This is a genomic window from Duganella sp. OV510 (genome assembly GCF_900100205.1).
Classification (GTDB): Bacteria; Pseudomonadota; Gammaproteobacteria; order Burkholderiales; family Burkholderiaceae_D; genus Rugamonas.
Genome location: NZ_FNEQ01000004.1, coordinates 388,102 through 404,929 on the forward strand (window position 1 = coordinate 388,102; position 16,828 = coordinate 404,929).

A 16,828-nucleotide genomic window follows, 5' to 3' on the forward strand; every position below is an offset into this window, starting at 1 on the left:
TGTTACGTCTGCCGCGCTTACTTCACTGCGGTCAGCGCCACGTCGAACACCAGGGTGGAGTTCGCAGGGATCTTGACGTTGCCGTTGGCGTCGTACTGGGCAGAGGCACCGTAAGCCAGATCAGGCGGAATGGTCAGGGTGCGGACACCGCCAACTTTCATGTCCACCAGGCCCTGGTCCCAGCCCTTGATGACCGTGCCGGCGCCCAGCGTGAAGGTGTAGGTGCCGCTTTCCTTCAGCGCGCTGCGCAGCGTTACCGAACCAGCATCGTACACGTACAGGCTGTAGGCCACGGTCAGCGACTTGCCTGCAACGGCGGTATCGCCGGTGCCAACGGTGCTGTCCTTGATCACCAGCGTGGTCGGCGGCGGCACTGGCGTCACCACGACAGCCTTGGTGATGTTGACCATTTCAAAGTCGAACACCATCGGCGAGTTGGCCGGGATAGCCGGATATGTGATGCTGTCGACTTTGAACTCCTTGTACGCGGTGCTGCCCAGCGCCAGGCTGGCCGGCAGGATCGCGGTACGGGTGCCGCCGACACGCATGCCGACCAGCGCAACGTCCCAGCCAGGGCCAAGGGTAGACATGCCCGGTGCAGCCCCCGCCACGCCCACGCCCACGGTAAAGGTGAAGGTGGTGTTGCTGTCGTAGGTACTGCGCACCTTGGTGCCACGGTAGCCATTGGCGGCGGCGTTGCCGTCGTACAGATAGCCGTTGTACTTGATGGTCACGGTGTCGCCGGCGACGGCCACCAGGTCACCGGTGCCGACCTTGGTCTCGGTCAGCTTGTAGTCCGGCTGTACCACGACCACTTCCTTCGGAGTTTTATCGCCGCCGCCACAGGCGACCAGGGTTACTGCGCAAGCCGCAGCAACGATAAGTTGCAACATCGCTTTCATATTTACCTTTGATGAGTATTCGTATTCGGTAGTCCCGGCGCAGAAGTTTAGCAGACGTGCACGTTTCCGCTCCCGGCACTACATTCAGTTACATATTTTTGTCTTCAAATTTCCACTTGCGTACCAAGTTCGATCACACGGTTGGGCGGAATCTGGTAGTAGTCGGCGGCGCCGCGCGCATTGCGCGACATCGCCACAAACAGGTGCTCGCGCCAGGTCGCCATGCCCTGCCCCGGCGCCGAGATCACTGTCTGGCGGGCGATGAAGAACGAAGTCTCCATCATCTCGAACGGCAGTCCCAGGCATTCGCATTGCTGCAGCGCGCGCGGGATGTCCGGTTCATCCTTGAAACCATAGTAGATGTTCAGCTGGTAGCACTGGTGGCCCAGGTCGGTGACCTTGACCTGCTCGGCCGCCGCCACATACGGTTCCTCGACAATGTGCACGGTGACGAACACCACCCGCTCGTGCAGCACCTTGTTGTGCGACAGATTATGCAGCAGCGCGTGCGGCACGCCATCGCTCTCGCCGCGCATGAAGATGGCGGTGCCGTAGACTCGGGTCGGCGGTGCCACGAACAGCGAGGACAGGAACTCTTCCAGTGGAATCGCGTGCTTCTGCAAATTCTCGAACACCAGCTGGCGGCCGCGCTTCCAGGTCAGCATGACGGTAAACAGCACCACGCCCAGCAGCAGCGGGAACCAGCCGCCGTGGAACAGCTTCAGCGTGCTGGCCGAGAACAGCGCGATGTCCAGCGTCAGGAACAGGCCGGTGGCGCCGATGCACAGCGCAAGCGGCAGGTGCCAGCGGTAGCGGATCACGAAGAAGGTCAGCACAGTGGTGGCCAGCATGGTGGCAGTAACGGCGATGCCGTAAGCGCCAGCCAGCTTGTCGGACGAACCGAAGCCGATCACCGCCAGCAGCACCACAATCAGCTGCAGCCAGTTGACCGCCGGGATGTAGATCTGGCCGATTTCAGTGACCGACGTGTGCAGAATACGCATGCGCGGTAGCAGGCCCAGTGCGATGGCCTGCTTGGTCATCGAGAAGGTGCCGGAAATAGTGGCTTGCGAGGCGATCACCGCCGCCGCAGTCGACAGCACCACCAGCGGGTAGACCGCCCACTCGCCCAGCTGGTGGAAAAAGGGATTGTCCACCGTGTCCGGGTGCATCAGCAGCAGCGCGCCCTGGCCCAGATAGTTCAGCGCCAGCGCCGGGAAGACGATCATGAACCAGGCGGCGCGGATCGGTTTCTTGCCGAAGTGGCCCATGTCGGCGTACAGCGCCTCGGCGCCGGTCAGCGCCAGCACCACGGCACCCAGCGCGACGAAGGCGATCATGCGGTTTTCGTACATGAAGCGCAGCGCGTGGAGGGGATTCAGCGCGGCCAGGATCTGCGGCGCCTCGACGATGTTGATCACGCCCATGATAGCCAGCGCGGCAAACCACAGCACCATCACCGGCCCGAAGAAACGGCCGATGCCGGCGGTGCCATGGCGCTGCATCGCATACAGCGAAATCAGCACGATGATGGTCAGCGGCACGATCCACTGTTCCAGGCCCGGCGCAGCCACTTCCAGGCCCTCGATCGCGCCCAGCACCGAAATGGCCGGGGTGATGACGCTATCGCCATAGAACATGGTGGCGCCGAACACGCCCAGCAGCATCAGCGGGAAGTGCCAGCGCGGCGCCGCCTTGGACACCGAATTCAGCGCCAGCGCCATCAGCGCCATGATGCCGCCTTCGCCGCGATTGTCGGCGCGCAGCACCAGCGTCACGTACTTGAGGGAGACGATGATGGTCAGCCCCCAGAAAATCAGCGAAATGATGCCCAGCAGGTTGGCTTCGCTCAGCGCCAGGCCGTGCTCGGGGTCGAAGATGGTTTTGAGAGTATAGAGGGGGCTGGTACCGATGTCGCCATAGACGATGCCGACAGCCGCCAGCGTCAACGCCGCGAGACTGCTTTTCTTGTGTTGCTCGGTCAAGATTGCACCTGTTGTTGTTTTGGTGCATTGCACAATAGGTGATGTTTATGCAAAAGGCAAGGATATTTTGGCATTGTGGATGCGGTCCAAACTGTCAATAAACGAGAGTGTACGCCGCCAGCCCCACCAGCGCGAGCACCGCCGCAAGCGGAGTGTGCACGGATGAGAGATAATGTCAGACCGTCCATATCTTTTTGCAGATCTTCCCGATGAATTCCGGTATTTTGTACGCCACGCTGGCCTTCCTGTGCTGGGGCTTGTTCCCCTTGTATTTCCACGCCATCAAGGAAGTGCCGCCGCAGGAAATCCTGGCGCACCGGATGCTGTGGTCGCTGCTGTTCCTGGTGGTGGTGCTGACGGTGCGACAGCAATGGAAATGGTTCCCCAAAGTGTTGCGGCAACCGCGCGTGCTGGCCAGCTTTGTCGCCAGTGCATTGCTGCTGACGGCAAACTGGGGCGTGTATATCTGGGCGGTCAACAATGGCCACGTCATCGACGGCAGCCTGGGCTATTTCATCAACCCGCTGGTCAACGTGCTGCTGGGCGTGGTGGTGCTGAATGAGCGATTGCGCCGTGGCCAGTGGATCGCCATCGCCGTGGCCGCCAGCGGCGTCGCCTGGCTGACCTGGCAAGCCGGCCACCTGCCGTGGATTGCCTTAATTTTAGGCATCACCTTCGGCGGCTACGGCCTGCTGCGCAAGACCGCCGCGCTGGCGGCGCTGGAGGGCCTGTCGCTGGAAACCATGATTTTGTTCCCGCTGGCGCTGGCCTATGTCGGCTGGTTGACCTGGCACGGCCACAACACCTTCCTCAACACGCCCTACGACAGCACCCGCTGGCTGCTGGCGGCGGCCGGCCCGATCACCGCGATTCCGCTGCTGCTGTTTGCCGCCGGCGCGCGCAAGATCCCGATGGCGGTGCTGGGACTGATCCAATACCTGTCGCCGACCATGCAGGCGATGCTGGGCGTCTGGTTCTTCCACGAAGCATTCCCTGCGGAAAGGCTGACCGGCTTCCTGATCATCTGGTCGGCACTGATCCTGTTCGTCGCCGAGGGCCTGTGGGTAAGCCGGCGCGCTAAATAGTGGGAAGATGGCAGGATTTATCGTATCCTGTCGTCCTTCCCTGCATTTCTACCAATAATTCACAGAGATTCTCAATGGCAAATTACGTCTACACCATGAACCGCGTGGGCAAAATCGTCCCGCCCAAGCGCCAGATCCTGAAAGATATTTCGCTGTCCTTCTTCCCGGGCGCAAAGATCGGCGTGCTGGGCCTGAACGGCTCCGGTAAGTCGACCTTGCTGAAAATTATGGCAGGCATCGATACCGACATCCAGGGCGAAGCGCGCCCGATGCCGGGCCTGAACATCGGCTACCTGCCGCAGGAACCGCAGCTGGACCCGGAAAAAACCGTGCGCCAGGAAGTTGAATCCGGCCTCGGCGAAGCCTTTGAGGCACAAGCCAAGCTGGACGCCGTGTACGCCGCCTACGCCGAGGAAGACGCCGACTTCGACGCGCTGGCCGCCGAACAGGCGCGCCTGGAAGCGATCATCTCGTCGTCCGACGGCGGCAACCTGAACCTGCAACTGGAAATGGCCGCCGACGCGCTGCGCCTGCCGCCATGGGACGCCAAGATCGGCGTGCTGTCCGGCGGCGAGAAGCGCCGCGTGGCGCTGTGCAAGCTGCTGCTGTCCAAGCCGGACATGCTGCTGCTCGATGAACCAACCAATCACCTGGACGCGGAATCGGTCGAGTGGCTGGAGCAGTTCCTGCTGCGCTTCCCAGGCACCGTGGTCGGCATCACCCACGATCGCTACTTCCTCGACAACGCCGCCGAGTGGATCCTGGAACTGGACCGTGGCCATGGCATTCCATGGAAAGGCAATTACTCGTCGTGGCTGGACCAGAAGCAGGACCGCCTGAAGCAGGAAGAAGCTACCGAATCGGCCCGCCAGCGCGCGCTGCAAAAAGAACTGGAATGGTCGCGTCAGAATCCGAAGGCCCGTCAGGCCAAGTCGAAAGCCCGCCTGGCCCGCTTCAACGAGCTGAGCGAGTACGAATACCAGAAACGCAACGAGACCCAGGAGATCTTCATCCCTGTGGCCGAGCGTCTGGGCAATGAAGTGATCGAATTCAAGAACGTGTCGAAAGGCTTCGGCGACCGCCTGCTGCTGGACAACGTCTCCTTCACGATTCCACCGGGCGCCATCGTCGGCATCATCGGTCCGAACGGCGCCGGTAAATCGACGCTGTTCAAGATGATCGCCGGCATCGACCAGCCGGACAGCGGCGAAGTAGTGATCGGCAAGACCGCGCGCATTTCGCTGGTCGATCAAAGCCGCGATGCCCTGGCCGACAGCAAGACCGTCTTCGAAGACGTATCGGGCGGCGCCGACGTACTGAGCGTGGGCCGCTTCGAAATGCCATCGCGCGCCTACCTGGGCCGTTTCAACTTCAAGGGCGGCGACCAGCAGAAGATCGTCGGCAACCTGTCCGGTGGTGAACGCGGCCGCCTGCACCTGGCCAAAACGCTGCTCAAGGGCGGCAACGTGCTGCTGCTGGATGAACCGTCAAACGATCTGGACGTGGAAACCCTGCGCGCGCTGGAAGATGCGCTGCTGGAGTTCGCCGGCTCGGTGATGGTGATCTCGCACGATCGCTGGTTCCTCGACCGTATCGCCACCCACATCCTGGCATTCGAAGGCAACTCGCAAGTCACCTTCTTCGACGGTAACTACCAGGAGTACGAAGCCGACAAGAAGAAACGCCTGGGTGAAGAAGGCGCCAAGCCAAAACGCATCCGCTACAAGCCGCTGACCAACTGACCGGATGAACAGGAACCGGCTTTACGTTGCGCTGATCCTGTCGGCAGTCGCCGGCTACTGGTACTTCTCGCCGTATCTGACGGTGTACCAGTTGCAGGCGGCGGCGCAAGCGGGCGATGCAGCGGCCTTCAACAAGCATGTCGATTATCCGCAGCTGCGCGACAGCGTGAAGCAGCAGCTGGTCGCCATGACCACCGGCCCATCTGCCAGCGAAGACAGCCTGGCCGCCAAGCTGGGGCAGCTTGTGATCGACAAACTGGTGAATGCCTTCGTGCGGCCAGAAGCTGTCATGCTGGCGATGCAGAAAGGCGTGTTCAAGCCGCAGCAAAAACACGCCGGCGTGCCGGACCAGACAGCGGCGCAAAAGCCGCAGTGGACCTCATCGCATGACGGTGTCAATCGCTTCATCGTGCAGGCCAGCGATGCCAAAGGCGGCGCCAGCCAGACGCTGGCGCTGGTGCTGGAACGGAATGGATTCGCCGATTGGAAGCTAGCGGAAATACGCTTGCCCGCCGATGTCCGCCAGCCATAAAAAAGGGCCGGGCCTGCGTTAGCAGACCCGGCCCTTTCTACATGCTGCGCTTAGAAGTTGTAGCGCAGGCCAGCGGTGACGGCGCCAGCTTTACGGCCGGTGTCGATATCGCTCTTGCCGTAGTTTTCATACTCCAGCGACACTTTCACGTTCTTGTTGATGGCGTACTCGCCACCCACCGACGCGTACAGCGCGGTTTTGTTTTCGCTGCCGTAAGCGGTGGCGATGCCGGTGGTGTTCACTTCATTGTGGTTGCGTGCCACGCCCAGCTTGCCGAACAACGCGAAGTCCCGCGCCACTGGCCAGGTGCCTTTACCGGCAACATAGTACGAGTGCGCGTCGGTGTTGATGCCGCCGGCGGCGCCGCCTTGGGTGTAGTTATAGCTGCGTTTGCCGAAGTCGGTATAACCGGCCTCTACCGCCCAGGTGCTGTCAATATTGTAGCCACCGTAGATTTTGCCAGCGGCCTTGGTGCCGCTCTTGTTGTCGCTGCTCAGCGAGCCGGCGCCAGCGTTGTCGAAGTCATAGCGGCTGCCCACGACACCCGCACCGATGTAACCGGTGCCGGCGGCGTCTTGCGTGTTCGATTGGGCATAAGCGGCGGTACCGCTCAGGGCGGCTGCGGAAGCAACTAAGGCAAAGATAATTTTTTTCATGATTTTGATCTTTCAGCAAATGGTTATACAAGTGGTCTTGCTTGGGATCGCAGTTACTATTGAATTGCGATGAGTTCAAGATAGCACTCCAACCATCACCCGTCACGACCGAATTAGTAAGAAGTGTGACGAGATGTAAGCCAAACGATCATTGGCAAATTTCAAGATGCGCCAAACTTAAGAGCAGCTTAAAATTCCTCCCAGTCCGTTGCCGATTCTTTAACGGATACCTTGCGCGCCGCCGGCTTGGGCAATTTCGGCGCCGGTTTTGGCGTGATTTTCGGCGCCGCGCGCATTGCTGGCGCAACGACAATAGCCTTCGTCCCCTGCTCTACACGGAACACGCTGACGATTTCCGCCAGCTTGCGCGCCTGATCCTGCATCGCTTCCGACGCCGCCGCCGATTCCTCCACCAGCGCGGCATTCTGCTGCGTCACCTGATCCATCTGCACGATGGCCTGGTTGATCTGCTCGATGCCGGTGGTCTGTTCGCCGCTGGCCGCCTGGATATCCGCCATGATGTCGGCCACGCGCTGGATGCTGGTGACGATTTCACGCATTGTCACGCCGGCCTCGTCCACCTGGCGCGCGCCGGCGCCCACTTTGTCGACCGACTCATCGATCAGCTGCTTGATTTCCTTGGCTGCCGTTGCCGAGCGCTGCGCCAGCGTCCGCACTTCAGACGCCACCACGGCGAAGCCGCGTCCCTGCTCGCCGGCGCGGGCCGCTTCCACCGCAGCGTTCAGCGCCAGGATGTTGGTCTGGAAAGCGATGCCGTCGATCACGCCGATGATGTCGGCGATCTTGCTGGACGAGGCGTTGATCGCGCCCATGGTGCCGATCACCTCCTCCACCACCGCACCGCCCTTCTGCGCCACCGTCGATGCGGAGCGGGCCAGCTCGTTGGCCTGGCGCGCGTGATCGGCGTTGGCTTTCACGGTCGAGGTCAGCTCCTCCATCGACGATGCGGTTTCCTCCAGCGCACCAGCCTGCTGTTCGGTGCGCGCTGACAGGTCCTGCGTGCCGCTGGCGATCTGCGCCGATGCGGTGGCGATGGTGTCGGTGCCGCTGCGGACCTGGCCGACGATGCCGCCCAGGCTGTCGCGCATCGACTTCATCGCGAACAGCACGCTGCGGTTGTCGTTGTGGCGCAGGTCGACGTCCACCGTCAGATCGCCATCGGCGATCTTGCCGGCCACCTGGGCCACCTCGGCCGGTTCGCCGCCCAGCTGGCGCGTCAGCGCGCGGGTAATCAGTACGCCCAGCGCCAGCCCGGCCGCCAGGCTGCCCAGCACCAGCGCGATCATCAGCGTCAGGCTGAAGTGGTACAGCTGTGCGGTGTCGTGCGCCTTGCCGGCGGCGAGCGTTTCCTTCAGCTCGGTCAGCGCATCGAGCCGCTTGTCGAGGTCGTCCGCCTGGGTACGGGCCAGCAGGTGCGCGCGGTTGGTTTCCTCCGAGCGCTGCACCAGCGGCTCCTTGCCGGTGGCGTCCAGTGCCGCAGCGATCACGCGCCGGTATTCATTGGCCGGCGCCACGTAGTCGTTCAGCAATTGCTTGCCGCGCTCGGTGACAAACAGCGGTCTGGCCTTGGCCAGGTAGTCGTCCATGGCGTCGAGGTATTTGCTGACATCGCCCTGGATCCTGGCGCGTTCCTCGGCCGAGGTGGCGGCCAGGAAGGTGGTGCGCGAACGGCCGGCGTAGATCAGGTTGATGTTGGCTTCCTTGATGTAGGAAACGCCCAGCAGGTCTTCCTCGTACATCGATTCCGCCGCGCTGTTGAGCTTGCTCATGCTGACGATGCCGATACAGGCAACGATGGCGCCGACCACCGCCACAAAGCTGAAGCCACTGATGAGTTTGGTACCGACTTTCATGTTGCTAAACATATGTCCTCCCATGGTGAGAAGACTACGATAGCAGCACGCGCCGCATGGCGGCGTGGCGTAGTTCACACAATCAGGCGGAAGGTCAGGTTGATGCGCGGTCCGCGCGGCGTGCGTTCCTTGTTGATGCCGTGCAGCCAATGCTGCTGCAAGGCGCCGGCCATCAGCAGCAGGCAACCGTCACCCAGCGCCAGCTTGATGGTCTTGGGCAAAGTGCGATGCTTGAAGATAAAAGTGCGCGGTGCGCCGAAGCTGACCGAGGCGATGGCTGGCTCCGGTCCCAGCTCGCGCTCATCGTCGGCATGGAAGCCCATGCTGTCGCGCTCGTCGCGGTAGTAGTTGAGCAGCACGCTGTTGAAGCGGCGGCCGGTGGCCTGCTCCACCGCCTGCTTGATGTGGCGCTGCAAGGCGGTGAACGGCGCCGGATGAAAAGTCTTGCCCGAGTAACGATAGCTGGCCTCGCCATGCCAGGCCGACAGGCGCGGCTGCCTATGCAGTTTTCCCCAGACCTGGATTTCTTCGTGGCGCCAGCCGGTTTCCTCCAGCAGACGACGCATCACTTCGTCCGGCCGCAGGTCAAGCGCCAGCCGCTGCTGGAACCACAGTTCGCCGTCTTCAATCAGTATCGGCTTCAAAGCGGTGGCGGTGTCGTCGGCAAATAAGTCCATGCGCGGTATGATACCGCCACGACGAAATGGAGGAGTATCCCGCATGAAGAAACGCCAGTTCCTGGGCACGGCCGCATTGGCTGGCCTGTCTGCAGCGCTGCCGGCCCACGCCGCAGCGCCAGCCGGCCCGGCCTTGCTGACCGTCACCGGCGCGATCAACAAGCCCAACCGTGGCAAGTTCGATGCAACGCGCGATGTGATGATGTCCAAGCAGAAGATCAGCTTTGAGCAGGCGCATGCGTTTGATTACGCCACGCTGGCGGCGCTGCCGGCGGTCACCATCCGGCCGACGCTGGAATACGATGCGCAACCGCATACGCTGCGCGGCCCGCTACTGCTGGACGTGGTGCAGGCGGCCGGCGCGCAACTGCGCGATGACACCAAGCTAATCTTGCGTGCGGTGGATGGCTATGCGGCTGCGGTCACGGTAGCGCAAGCGCGCACGCAGCGCTGGATCGTCGCCACGCAGATGGATGGGGCGGCGATGGCGCTGGGCGGACTCGGCCCGTTATGGGCGCTGTGCGATGCGGACAAAGTGCCCGAGCTGGCCGCCATCCCGCTGGCGGGACGGTTCGGCGGCGCGCCGTGGGCGTTGTACCACATCGAGGTGAGGGCTTAGAGCTTGCTTCAAAATGGCCGCAGCGAGGCGCGGCGACGAAGACAGTGCACCTGCACGGCAAGGAGCCGAAACGACGCCGCAGTCTCTTCGAAGCGGCCTTTTAGGCGTAAGCTTCGGCCAGGCTCATTACACGTGGCGCGATGGTGATGCCGATGCCGCTGAACAGCGCGGTGATGGCCGCCATATTGGCTTCCTGCTCTTCAGCCTTCCAGCCTTCGAACAGGTCGGTGCCGGCTTTCTGGAAGTGCAGGTCCAGCACCTTGCCGCGGTCCTTGTGGGTGTAGCCGCCGCTGTAGGTCTGCTTGAAACCGAGTGCGGCCAGCTGGGCCAGCACGTCGGTTGGAGGATTGTCTGGATCGGTGGCCAGGAACACGCCGAACGTCTTCCCTGGCGGTTTGGCTGCGATGTCCACGTCGTAAATGCCAGGCGCTTTCGTGACGGTCGTACTCTTCAGAAATAACATGTTCTTACCCCTACTAAATTTGGCGCCGGTTAGCTTGCAGATTGATTCTTATAGAAAACATTCTAAGAAACAAGCTTATTGCTAATTCCGGGGTTTGTCGACTAATCCCGTACTTATTTTGTGAATTCGTCGCATTACAACTGCAAAGTGTTGTCCCGGACAAGCACTACTTCTACTTAAAATATAGTTGTTAAGTAGTAATTTGCAAGGAGATAAGCGCTGAAGGGCTATTTCTGCTGTTTGCGCTGGGCCAGCGCTGCCGTCGGTGCGACAAGCGCCTGATACAACGCTCCGCTGTCCGCATCCCATTCTGTCACCGCCTGCTGCTGGCGCGCCACGGTGGCCATGTCACCACGCGCGATAGGCCCACTGAGCGCGGCGGCCGCGCCAAGACGAAACACATTCGCCATCGATTCGCTCGCCAGCGGTTGCGCCAGCTGGCGCGCTACCGGTTCCGGAATGCCCGCAGCCTGGTAGGCGCGCAGCGCGGCGTCCAGGACGGTCACCAGGTAGTTGCTGGCGAAGACCGCCGCCGCGTGGTACACCGTTTTGGCAGCGGCGTTGATCGGCACCGGCTGCGCGCCGATCGCCTGCAAGGCCGGCGTCAGCACCGCCAGCGCGCCAGCATCGCCTTCGATGCCGCAGAAAGTGCCTGTAAATTGTGCAGCCACCGCCGCCGGATCGGCAAAGCTGCGGATCGGGTGAACGCTGGCCACCAGCGCCCCGGCATCGCGCACCGCCTGCAAACGGTCCGACGCGAGCGCGCCACTGCAATGGAAAACGATGCTGTCCTTCAGCGGCAAGGTACGCGCCAGCGCCTCGCTGGCCGCGCCGATCTGATCGTCGCCAACCGCCAGCATGTACACCGCCGCCGGCTGCAATGCTTCGTAGGCCGTGGCCACGCCGCCGGCGCCGATGAAGTCTACCGCCTGCTGTGCGCTGCCGGCGGACCGCGTCAGCACCTGCTGGATCGTGAAAACGCCCGTCTGCGCAAACAAGCGGCCAAGAACGCGGCCCACATGGCCGGCGCCGATCAGGTTCATTGAAGCGGCCATCAGAACTTCGATCCCGGCTGCTTGAGGAATTCCAGCTCGGCCGCCGTCGAGGCGCGCTGCAGAATCGCGTTACGGTGCGGGAAGCGGCCGAAACGCTCGATCACATCGCGATGGCGTTTGGCGTAATCCAGCATGCCGGCCAGGCCCTGATTATCCGGCTGCGCTTCTGCCAGGCGCGTGAACAGGGTAACCGCCTGCTGCTGCATCGCCAGATCTTCCGCGTGCTCCAGTGGCAGGTAGACGAAGGCGCGCTGGAACGGCGCCAGCTTCTGGTCTTCGCCGGCGTCGAGCATGTCCAGTGCCGCCGACAGCGCCTGATGGTCGCCGGCAAACGCCAGCGGCGTGTCGCGGTAAACATTGCGGCAGAACTGGTCCAGCACCAGGATGCGCGCCAGCGCCGCCTGCGGGCCTTCCGCATCCCACGCATGCAGGCCGCCTTCCAGCGCCAGCTCTATCTGCGCGCCGAAGCGCTGCGCGATGTCCTGGTCGAAGGCCTCGCTCTTCTGGAACCACTCCTTGCGCGGCAACTCGCCGCCGAACCAGAAATCCAGTATTGCCTGTGCTTGTGCATTCATATCAGTTACGTGCGTGTGTCAGTTGGAAGCTGTGGATGCCCTCGAATTCGGCCAGCTCCGCCGACAGCACCGACATCGGCGCGCCGCTGCGCTTGCTGAAGGCGATGGCGACAAAACGCCACTCCTGCATGCCGCCATCGCTGCCGATCATCAGCGAGCCGCCGGCGATTTCATAGCCGCGCTGCGCCGCCATGGTTCTTAGCGCCTGTTCCTGCGGCTTGTAGCCGGCCTTGAAGCGCATGGTGATGGCGATCGCATGGCGCGACGGCAGCCAGGCTTCCACCTTGGTCAGGAAAATCATCGAGCTGGCGCACAGCAGGGCCAGACCCATCGCGCCGAGGTAGAAGCCAACGCCCACCATCACGCCGATCACCGACGAGGCCCAGATCGACGCGGCCGTGGTCAGGCCGCTGATGTTGAAGCCCTCGCGCATAATGACGCCGGCGCCAAGGAAACCGATGCCGGTGACGATGCCCTGCACGATGCGCGTCGGATCGGAGTTCACCAGATAAGTCGACACATGACCGCCAAACCAGTGGCCCGGATAGCCGCCGATCACCGTCAGCGCAGCGGACGCCATGCATACCAGCCCATAGGTGCGCATGCCGGCCGCGCGGCCGTGATAGGAACGCTCGTAGCCGACCAACAGCCCCAGTAGCAAGGCGCCCAGCAGATTCAGCAAGATCACCGCATTGGTGGCCAGTTCGGAATGCGACCAATAGGCCTGCAGGAATTCAATCGCGGGCATAACGACCCTTTATTTTTTAGTGAGCTGCTTTTCGAAGGCGATATCCAGTTTGCTGACCCGCTTCGGTGCGGGCGGCGCGATGCTGTTGACGAAGGCGACGAATTCGTCGAGTTCCATCGGCGCGTTCAGCGGCGGATTGCCGGCGCCTTCGGACAAGAAGAAATGGCCGCTGCCGGTCACCGACATCGAGTATTTCTGATTGCCGGTGCGGTTCTTCAGGCGATCAATCGCCGTGGTGGCGCGGGTGGCGCGTCCGCTCATAAAGCCTCCGTTCGTTGGTGCAGCCAGGCCAGCGCAGCGCCGCTCAATAGCGGCGACAGGCGCTTGCGCACGGTCGCGTGATAGTCGTTGAGCCAGCGCTTCTCATCGTCGCGCAGCAGCGTAGGTTCGATGCAGCGCGTGTCGATCGGGCACATGGTCAGGGTTTCAAAATTGAGGAACTCGCCGAACTCGGTCTGGCCGGCGGCGCGGTTCAGCACCAGGTTTTCGATGCGGATGCCCCAGCGGCCGGTGCGGTACAGGCCCGGTTCGATCGAGGTGATCATGCCCGGCTCCATGGCCGTCTGCGGCTCCGGCATGGCCGACGGCGAAATCGACTGCGGCCCTTCGTGCACATTCAGGAAGTAGCCGACGCCGTGGCCTGTGCCGTGGCCAAAGTCCAGGCCCTCGGCCCACAGCGGTGCGCGGGCGATGGCGTCCAGCATCGGCGACCTGGTCCCGCGCGGGAAGCGGGTGGCCGACAAGGCGATCATCCCTTTCAGCACCAGCGTGAAATCGCGGCGATGCTCATCAGTGATGCGGCCGACTGCCACCACGCGCGTGATGTCGGTGGTGCCGCCGAGGTACTGGCCGCCCGAGTCGATCAGCAGCAGGCCATTGCCTTCAATGGTGGCGTGGCGCGCGGCGGTGGCGCGGTAATGCATGATCGCGCCGTTGGCGCCGAAGCCGGCAATCGTCGCGAAGCTGGGGCTGATGAAGCCGGGGCGGCGCGCGCGGACGACGGTGATCTGCTGGTCGATATCGACTTCGGTGAGCGGCGTGCGGTCGGCGTCGGCCAGCGTCTGTTCCAGCCAGGTGAAGAATTCGCACAGCGCGGCGCCATCCTGGTCCATCGTGGCGCGTACGTGGATGGCATCCTGCTCGCTCTTGCGCGACTTGGCCAGCGTGGTCGGATTGATCGCCTCGATGACCTTGACCTTGGCCGGTATCCACTGGCGGGTGCCGTGGGTGATGCGGCGCGGGTCGAGCAGCAAGGTGGTGTCGGCCGGTAGCGCGTTGAGTGCGGCGGCGGCGGTGTTGTAGGGCGCGACATCAATACCTTCATCGGCCAGCGCAGAACGCAGGTCGGCCGAGATTTTGCCGTCGGCGACGTAAATCGTCGCGCGCGTAGGCGTGATCAACGCATGCGACAGGAAAATCGGATTGAAGTTGACGTCGGCGCCGCGCAGATTGAACAGATAGGCAATGTCGTCCAGCGTCGACATCAGGTGGCGGCTGGCGCCGGCCTGCTGCATCGCCGAGCGCAGATCGGCCAGCTTGCCGCTGCGGCTTTTCGACGCATAGGGCGGCAGATGCTCGTAGATCGGCGCATCCGGCAGCGCTGGACGGTCTTGCCACACCTGCTCCAGCAGGTCGAGGCCGGTGTTCAGCTTGACGTCCTTGGCATCCAGCGCGGTCTGCAACAGGCGGGCGATGGCCAGGCCCAGCACCGCACCATCGACGGCCAGCGTCTGGCCCGATTTCAGGTGGCTGGCCAGCCAGTCGACATATTGCACGCTGGCGCCGGAAGTCAGCTTCATCAGCTGGATGCCGGTTTCGGCCAGTTGCTGCTCCGCCTGTATCCAGTAGCGGGCATCGGTCCACAGGCCGGCGAATTCCGGCGTGATGATGAACGTGCCGACCGAGCCGGTGAATCCAGACGCCCAGACGCGGCCTTGCCAGCGTTCCGGCAGGTATTCGGACAGGTGCGGATCGGCGGACGGTATCATCAGTGCGTCGATGTGATGCTGACGCATCGCCGTCCGAAGCAGCGCCAGGCGCTCGGCGACTTGGGATGGGGTGGGAGTATCCATATGAATATGATACCCCGATTACCCATGATTACCCACTAAGCCACAGGGATCGTCCCCCCATCGATGATGTATTCCTGGCCGGTCAGCCCGGAGGCCTGGGAAGATGCCAGGAAGGCGATCAGGTCGGCGACTTCGCGCGGCTTGGCGGGGCGGCCAAGCGGGATGCCGCCCAGCGCCTGCATCACGCTCTGGCGCGCCTCTTCGTAGCCGGTGCCGGCCTTGGCTGCCAGGTCGTTGACGAAAGCAGTGGCCGCATCCGTCTCGATCCAGCCGGGCGACACGCGCACCACCCGCACGCCCTGCGGGCTGACTTCTTTCGACAGGCTTTTGCTGTAGGTCGACAGCGCCGCCTTGGCTGCGGCGTAGGCGGTGGTCGAAGCCGGCAGCGGCAAACGGCTCTGGATCGACGTTACATGAATGATAACACCCGCGCCCTGCGCCAGCATCCCCGGCAACAGCGCGCGGTCCAGCCGCACCGATGGCATCAGGTTGAAATTCAACGCGCGCTCCCATTCCTCGTCGTTCAGCGCCGCAAAGCCGCCGGCCGGCGCCTGCGAACCGCCGGCCACGTGTACGATCACGTCGATGCCGCCCAGTTGTTGATGCACGGCTTCGGCCACCGTCGCGCAACCTGCCGCCGTGGTCAGGTCGGAAGCAACAAAGATCACCTCCGCCGGCAATGCCTCGACCAGGCTGCGCGCCGTGGTCAGCACGCGTGCGCCTGCTTCATGCAAACGCGCGACCACTTCGCGCCCCACGCCCTTGGTGCCGCCGGTAACCAGCACCCGCTTGCCTTGGAATTCATTCGACATATCGTCCTCCGTTGATGAAAAAGCCCATCTTACGGCGCTTGATTGTGATCTTAAATAGCCATAACTGATATGCTCTGTGAATTATTAGTTCACAATAAACTGCAATGAAAACTGCTTCCCTCGATGGCGTGCGCACCTTTCTGGCGGTGGCCGAACAGCGCAGCTTCAGTGCTGCTGCTGCGCAATTAGGCATGACCACGACCGCCGCCAGCAAAGCGATCAAGATGCTGGAGCAGCGGCACGGCGTTATTTTGTTCAAAAGAACTACGCGCAGCGTGGCGTTGACCGAAGCCGGCGCGGAGTTATTTGCGCAATTACGTTCAGCAACGTCGCAAATAGACGACGCTTTTTCCGCATTGGCCGCCCACCGCGACCGGCCGATGGGTACGCTGCGATTAACCGCGCCCCGAGCTTTAGGCGGTTTGCTATTAAAAAAATTTATTCCGCAGTTTCACCGCCAATATCCCGATATAACCATTGATATCTCCCTCGACGATGGCGCCATCGATCTGGTGGCGTCCGGATTTGACGCCGGCATCCGCCTGGGACAAGCGGTTGCCGAAGATATGGTCATGGTGAAATTGACGCCTGAATTAATCTGGCATGTCGTCGGTGCTCCGGCTTATCTTTCCCGCGCCGGCCGGCCAATAACACCTGATGAATTAATTCATCATCAAACCATCCGTTATCGCTTTTCCAGTTCAGGCGCGTTGCATCGGTGGCGGTTTAATGACTGTGAAGTAGAAACCAAAGGCGGATTAATCGTCAACGACACCACTTTGATAGCCGAATTCGCCCGTCAGGAACAAGGCCTGGCATATCTACCTGAAATAGAAATCAAAGATGATTTGGCCCAGGGCCGATTGGAGGCCGTCCTATCGGATTATGTGCCCCGCACTTCGGGACTATATCTGTACTTCCCGGCGCGCACCCAGCAGCAGCCCAAGCTACGCGTGCTGATCGATGCAGCACGCGCCGGAAATTGGCTGGAACATGCTGATAATTAGCATAATCCAGACGAAAAAAAGCCC

General features: G+C 62.2%; 17 protein-coding genes. 5 read left to right on the top strand and 12 right to left on the bottom strand.

The window, feature by feature from the left end; all coding sequences use genetic code 11:
* Window positions 1-17: 17 nt before the first annotated feature.
* The gene (locus tag BLS51_RS13990; protein ID WP_229207687.1) at window positions 18-893 is read right to left on the bottom strand and encodes an FKBP-type peptidyl-prolyl cis-trans isomerase; all 876 of its coding nucleotides are present in this window, start codon (window positions 891-893) and stop codon (window positions 18-20) included.
* Window positions 894-1,006: 113 nt separating this feature from the next.
* Window positions 1,007-2,887: a potassium transporter Kup gene (locus BLS51_RS13995; protein WP_090188866.1), complete on the bottom strand. Its 1,881-nt coding sequence runs from the start codon at window positions 2,885-2,887 to the stop codon at window positions 1,007-1,009.
* Window positions 2,888-3,096: 209 nt separating this feature from the next.
* Between BLS51_RS13995 and rarD the strand changes: the two genes are divergently transcribed.
* From rarD to BLS51_RS14010, 3 genes are all read left to right on the top strand, one after another.
* Window positions 3,097-3,972: an EamA family transporter RarD gene (gene rarD / locus BLS51_RS14000; RefSeq protein WP_090189284.1), complete on the top strand. Its 876-nt coding sequence runs from the start codon at window positions 3,097-3,099 to the stop codon at window positions 3,970-3,972.
* Between the two features lie 74 nt (window positions 3,973-4,046).
* Complete coding sequence (gene ettA, locus BLS51_RS14005) at window positions 4,047-5,714, top strand: energy-dependent translational throttle protein EttA (RefSeq protein WP_090188862.1); 1,668 nt, start codon at window positions 4,047-4,049, stop codon at window positions 5,712-5,714.
* Window positions 5,715-5,718: 4 nt separating this feature from the next.
* Complete coding sequence (locus BLS51_RS14010) at window positions 5,719-6,246, top strand: DUF2939 domain-containing protein (RefSeq protein WP_090188859.1); 528 nt, start codon at window positions 5,719-5,721, stop codon at window positions 6,244-6,246.
* Between the two features lie 50 nt (window positions 6,247-6,296).
* Here BLS51_RS14010 and BLS51_RS14015 read toward each other — a convergent pair whose 3' ends face one another.
* From BLS51_RS14015 to BLS51_RS14025, 3 genes are all read right to left on the bottom strand, one after another.
* On the bottom strand, window positions 6,297-6,902 hold the full coding sequence (locus BLS51_RS14015; protein WP_090188856.1) for an outer membrane beta-barrel protein: 606 nt from the start codon (window positions 6,900-6,902) through the stop codon (window positions 6,297-6,299).
* A 188-nt stretch (window positions 6,903-7,090) separates the two neighbouring features.
* Window positions 7,091-8,776 (bottom strand): methyl-accepting chemotaxis protein, encoded by a 1,686-nt coding sequence (locus BLS51_RS30520; RefSeq protein WP_304529051.1) that lies wholly within the window; start codon window positions 8,774-8,776, stop codon window positions 7,091-7,093.
* 74 nt (window positions 8,777-8,850) lie between these two features.
* Window positions 8,851-9,453 carry an alpha-ketoglutarate-dependent dioxygenase AlkB family protein gene (locus BLS51_RS14025; protein WP_090188850.1) on the bottom strand — a complete coding sequence of 201 codons (603 nt, stop codon included), beginning with the start codon at window positions 9,451-9,453 and terminating at the stop codon, window positions 8,851-8,853.
* Between the two features lie 43 nt (window positions 9,454-9,496).
* On the opposite strand from BLS51_RS14025, the gene BLS51_RS14030 reads away from it, so the two are divergent.
* A complete protein-coding gene (locus BLS51_RS14030; RefSeq protein ID WP_090188848.1) occupies window positions 9,497-10,072 on the top strand; it encodes a putative pterin-binding protein in 576 nt (191 codons plus the stop codon).
* 100 nt (window positions 10,073-10,172) lie between these two features.
* On the opposite strand, the gene BLS51_RS14035 is transcribed toward BLS51_RS14030, so the two are convergent.
* The 7 genes from BLS51_RS14035 to BLS51_RS14065 form a co-directional block, all read right to left on the bottom strand.
* A complete protein-coding gene (locus tag BLS51_RS14035) occupies window positions 10,173-10,535 on the bottom strand; it encodes a hypothetical protein (RefSeq protein ID WP_090188843.1) in 363 nt (120 codons plus the stop codon).
* A gap of 227 nt (window positions 10,536-10,762) precedes the next feature.
* Complete coding sequence (locus BLS51_RS14040; protein ID WP_090188838.1) at window positions 10,763-11,590, bottom strand: Rossmann-like and DUF2520 domain-containing protein; 828 nt, start codon at window positions 11,588-11,590, stop codon at window positions 10,763-10,765.
* A complete protein-coding gene (locus BLS51_RS14045) occupies window positions 11,590-12,165 on the bottom strand; it encodes a DUF924 family protein (protein ID WP_090188835.1) in 576 nt (191 codons plus the stop codon). Before BLS51_RS14045 ends, BLS51_RS14040 begins: the two co-directional genes overlap by 1 nt.
* A 1-nt stretch (window position 12,166) precedes the next feature.
* Entirely contained in the window at window positions 12,167-12,913 is a 747-nt protein-coding gene (locus tag BLS51_RS14050; RefSeq protein WP_090188831.1) for an MgtC/SapB family protein, read from the bottom strand.
* A gap of 9 nt (window positions 12,914-12,922) precedes the next feature.
* Window positions 12,923-13,174 carry a hypothetical protein gene (locus BLS51_RS14055; RefSeq protein ID WP_090188827.1) on the bottom strand — a complete coding sequence of 84 codons (252 nt, stop codon included), beginning with the start codon at window positions 13,172-13,174 and terminating at the stop codon, window positions 12,923-12,925.
* Window positions 13,171-14,991: an aminopeptidase P family protein gene (locus BLS51_RS14060; RefSeq protein ID WP_175472582.1), complete on the bottom strand. Its 1,821-nt coding sequence runs from the start codon at window positions 14,989-14,991 to the stop codon at window positions 13,171-13,173. Before BLS51_RS14060 ends, BLS51_RS14055 begins: the two co-directional genes overlap by 4 nt.
* A gap of 29 nt (window positions 14,992-15,020) precedes the next feature.
* Window positions 15,021-15,797: an SDR family oxidoreductase gene (locus BLS51_RS14065; RefSeq protein ID WP_090188819.1), complete on the bottom strand. Its 777-nt coding sequence runs from the start codon at window positions 15,795-15,797 to the stop codon at window positions 15,021-15,023.
* A gap of 104 nt (window positions 15,798-15,901) precedes the next feature.
* On the opposite strand from BLS51_RS14065, the gene BLS51_RS14070 reads away from it, so the two are divergent.
* Window positions 15,902-16,804 carry a LysR family transcriptional regulator gene (locus tag BLS51_RS14070; RefSeq protein WP_090188815.1) on the top strand — a complete coding sequence of 301 codons (903 nt, stop codon included), beginning with the start codon at window positions 15,902-15,904 and terminating at the stop codon, window positions 16,802-16,804.
* Window positions 16,805-16,828: the final 24 nt, after the last annotated feature.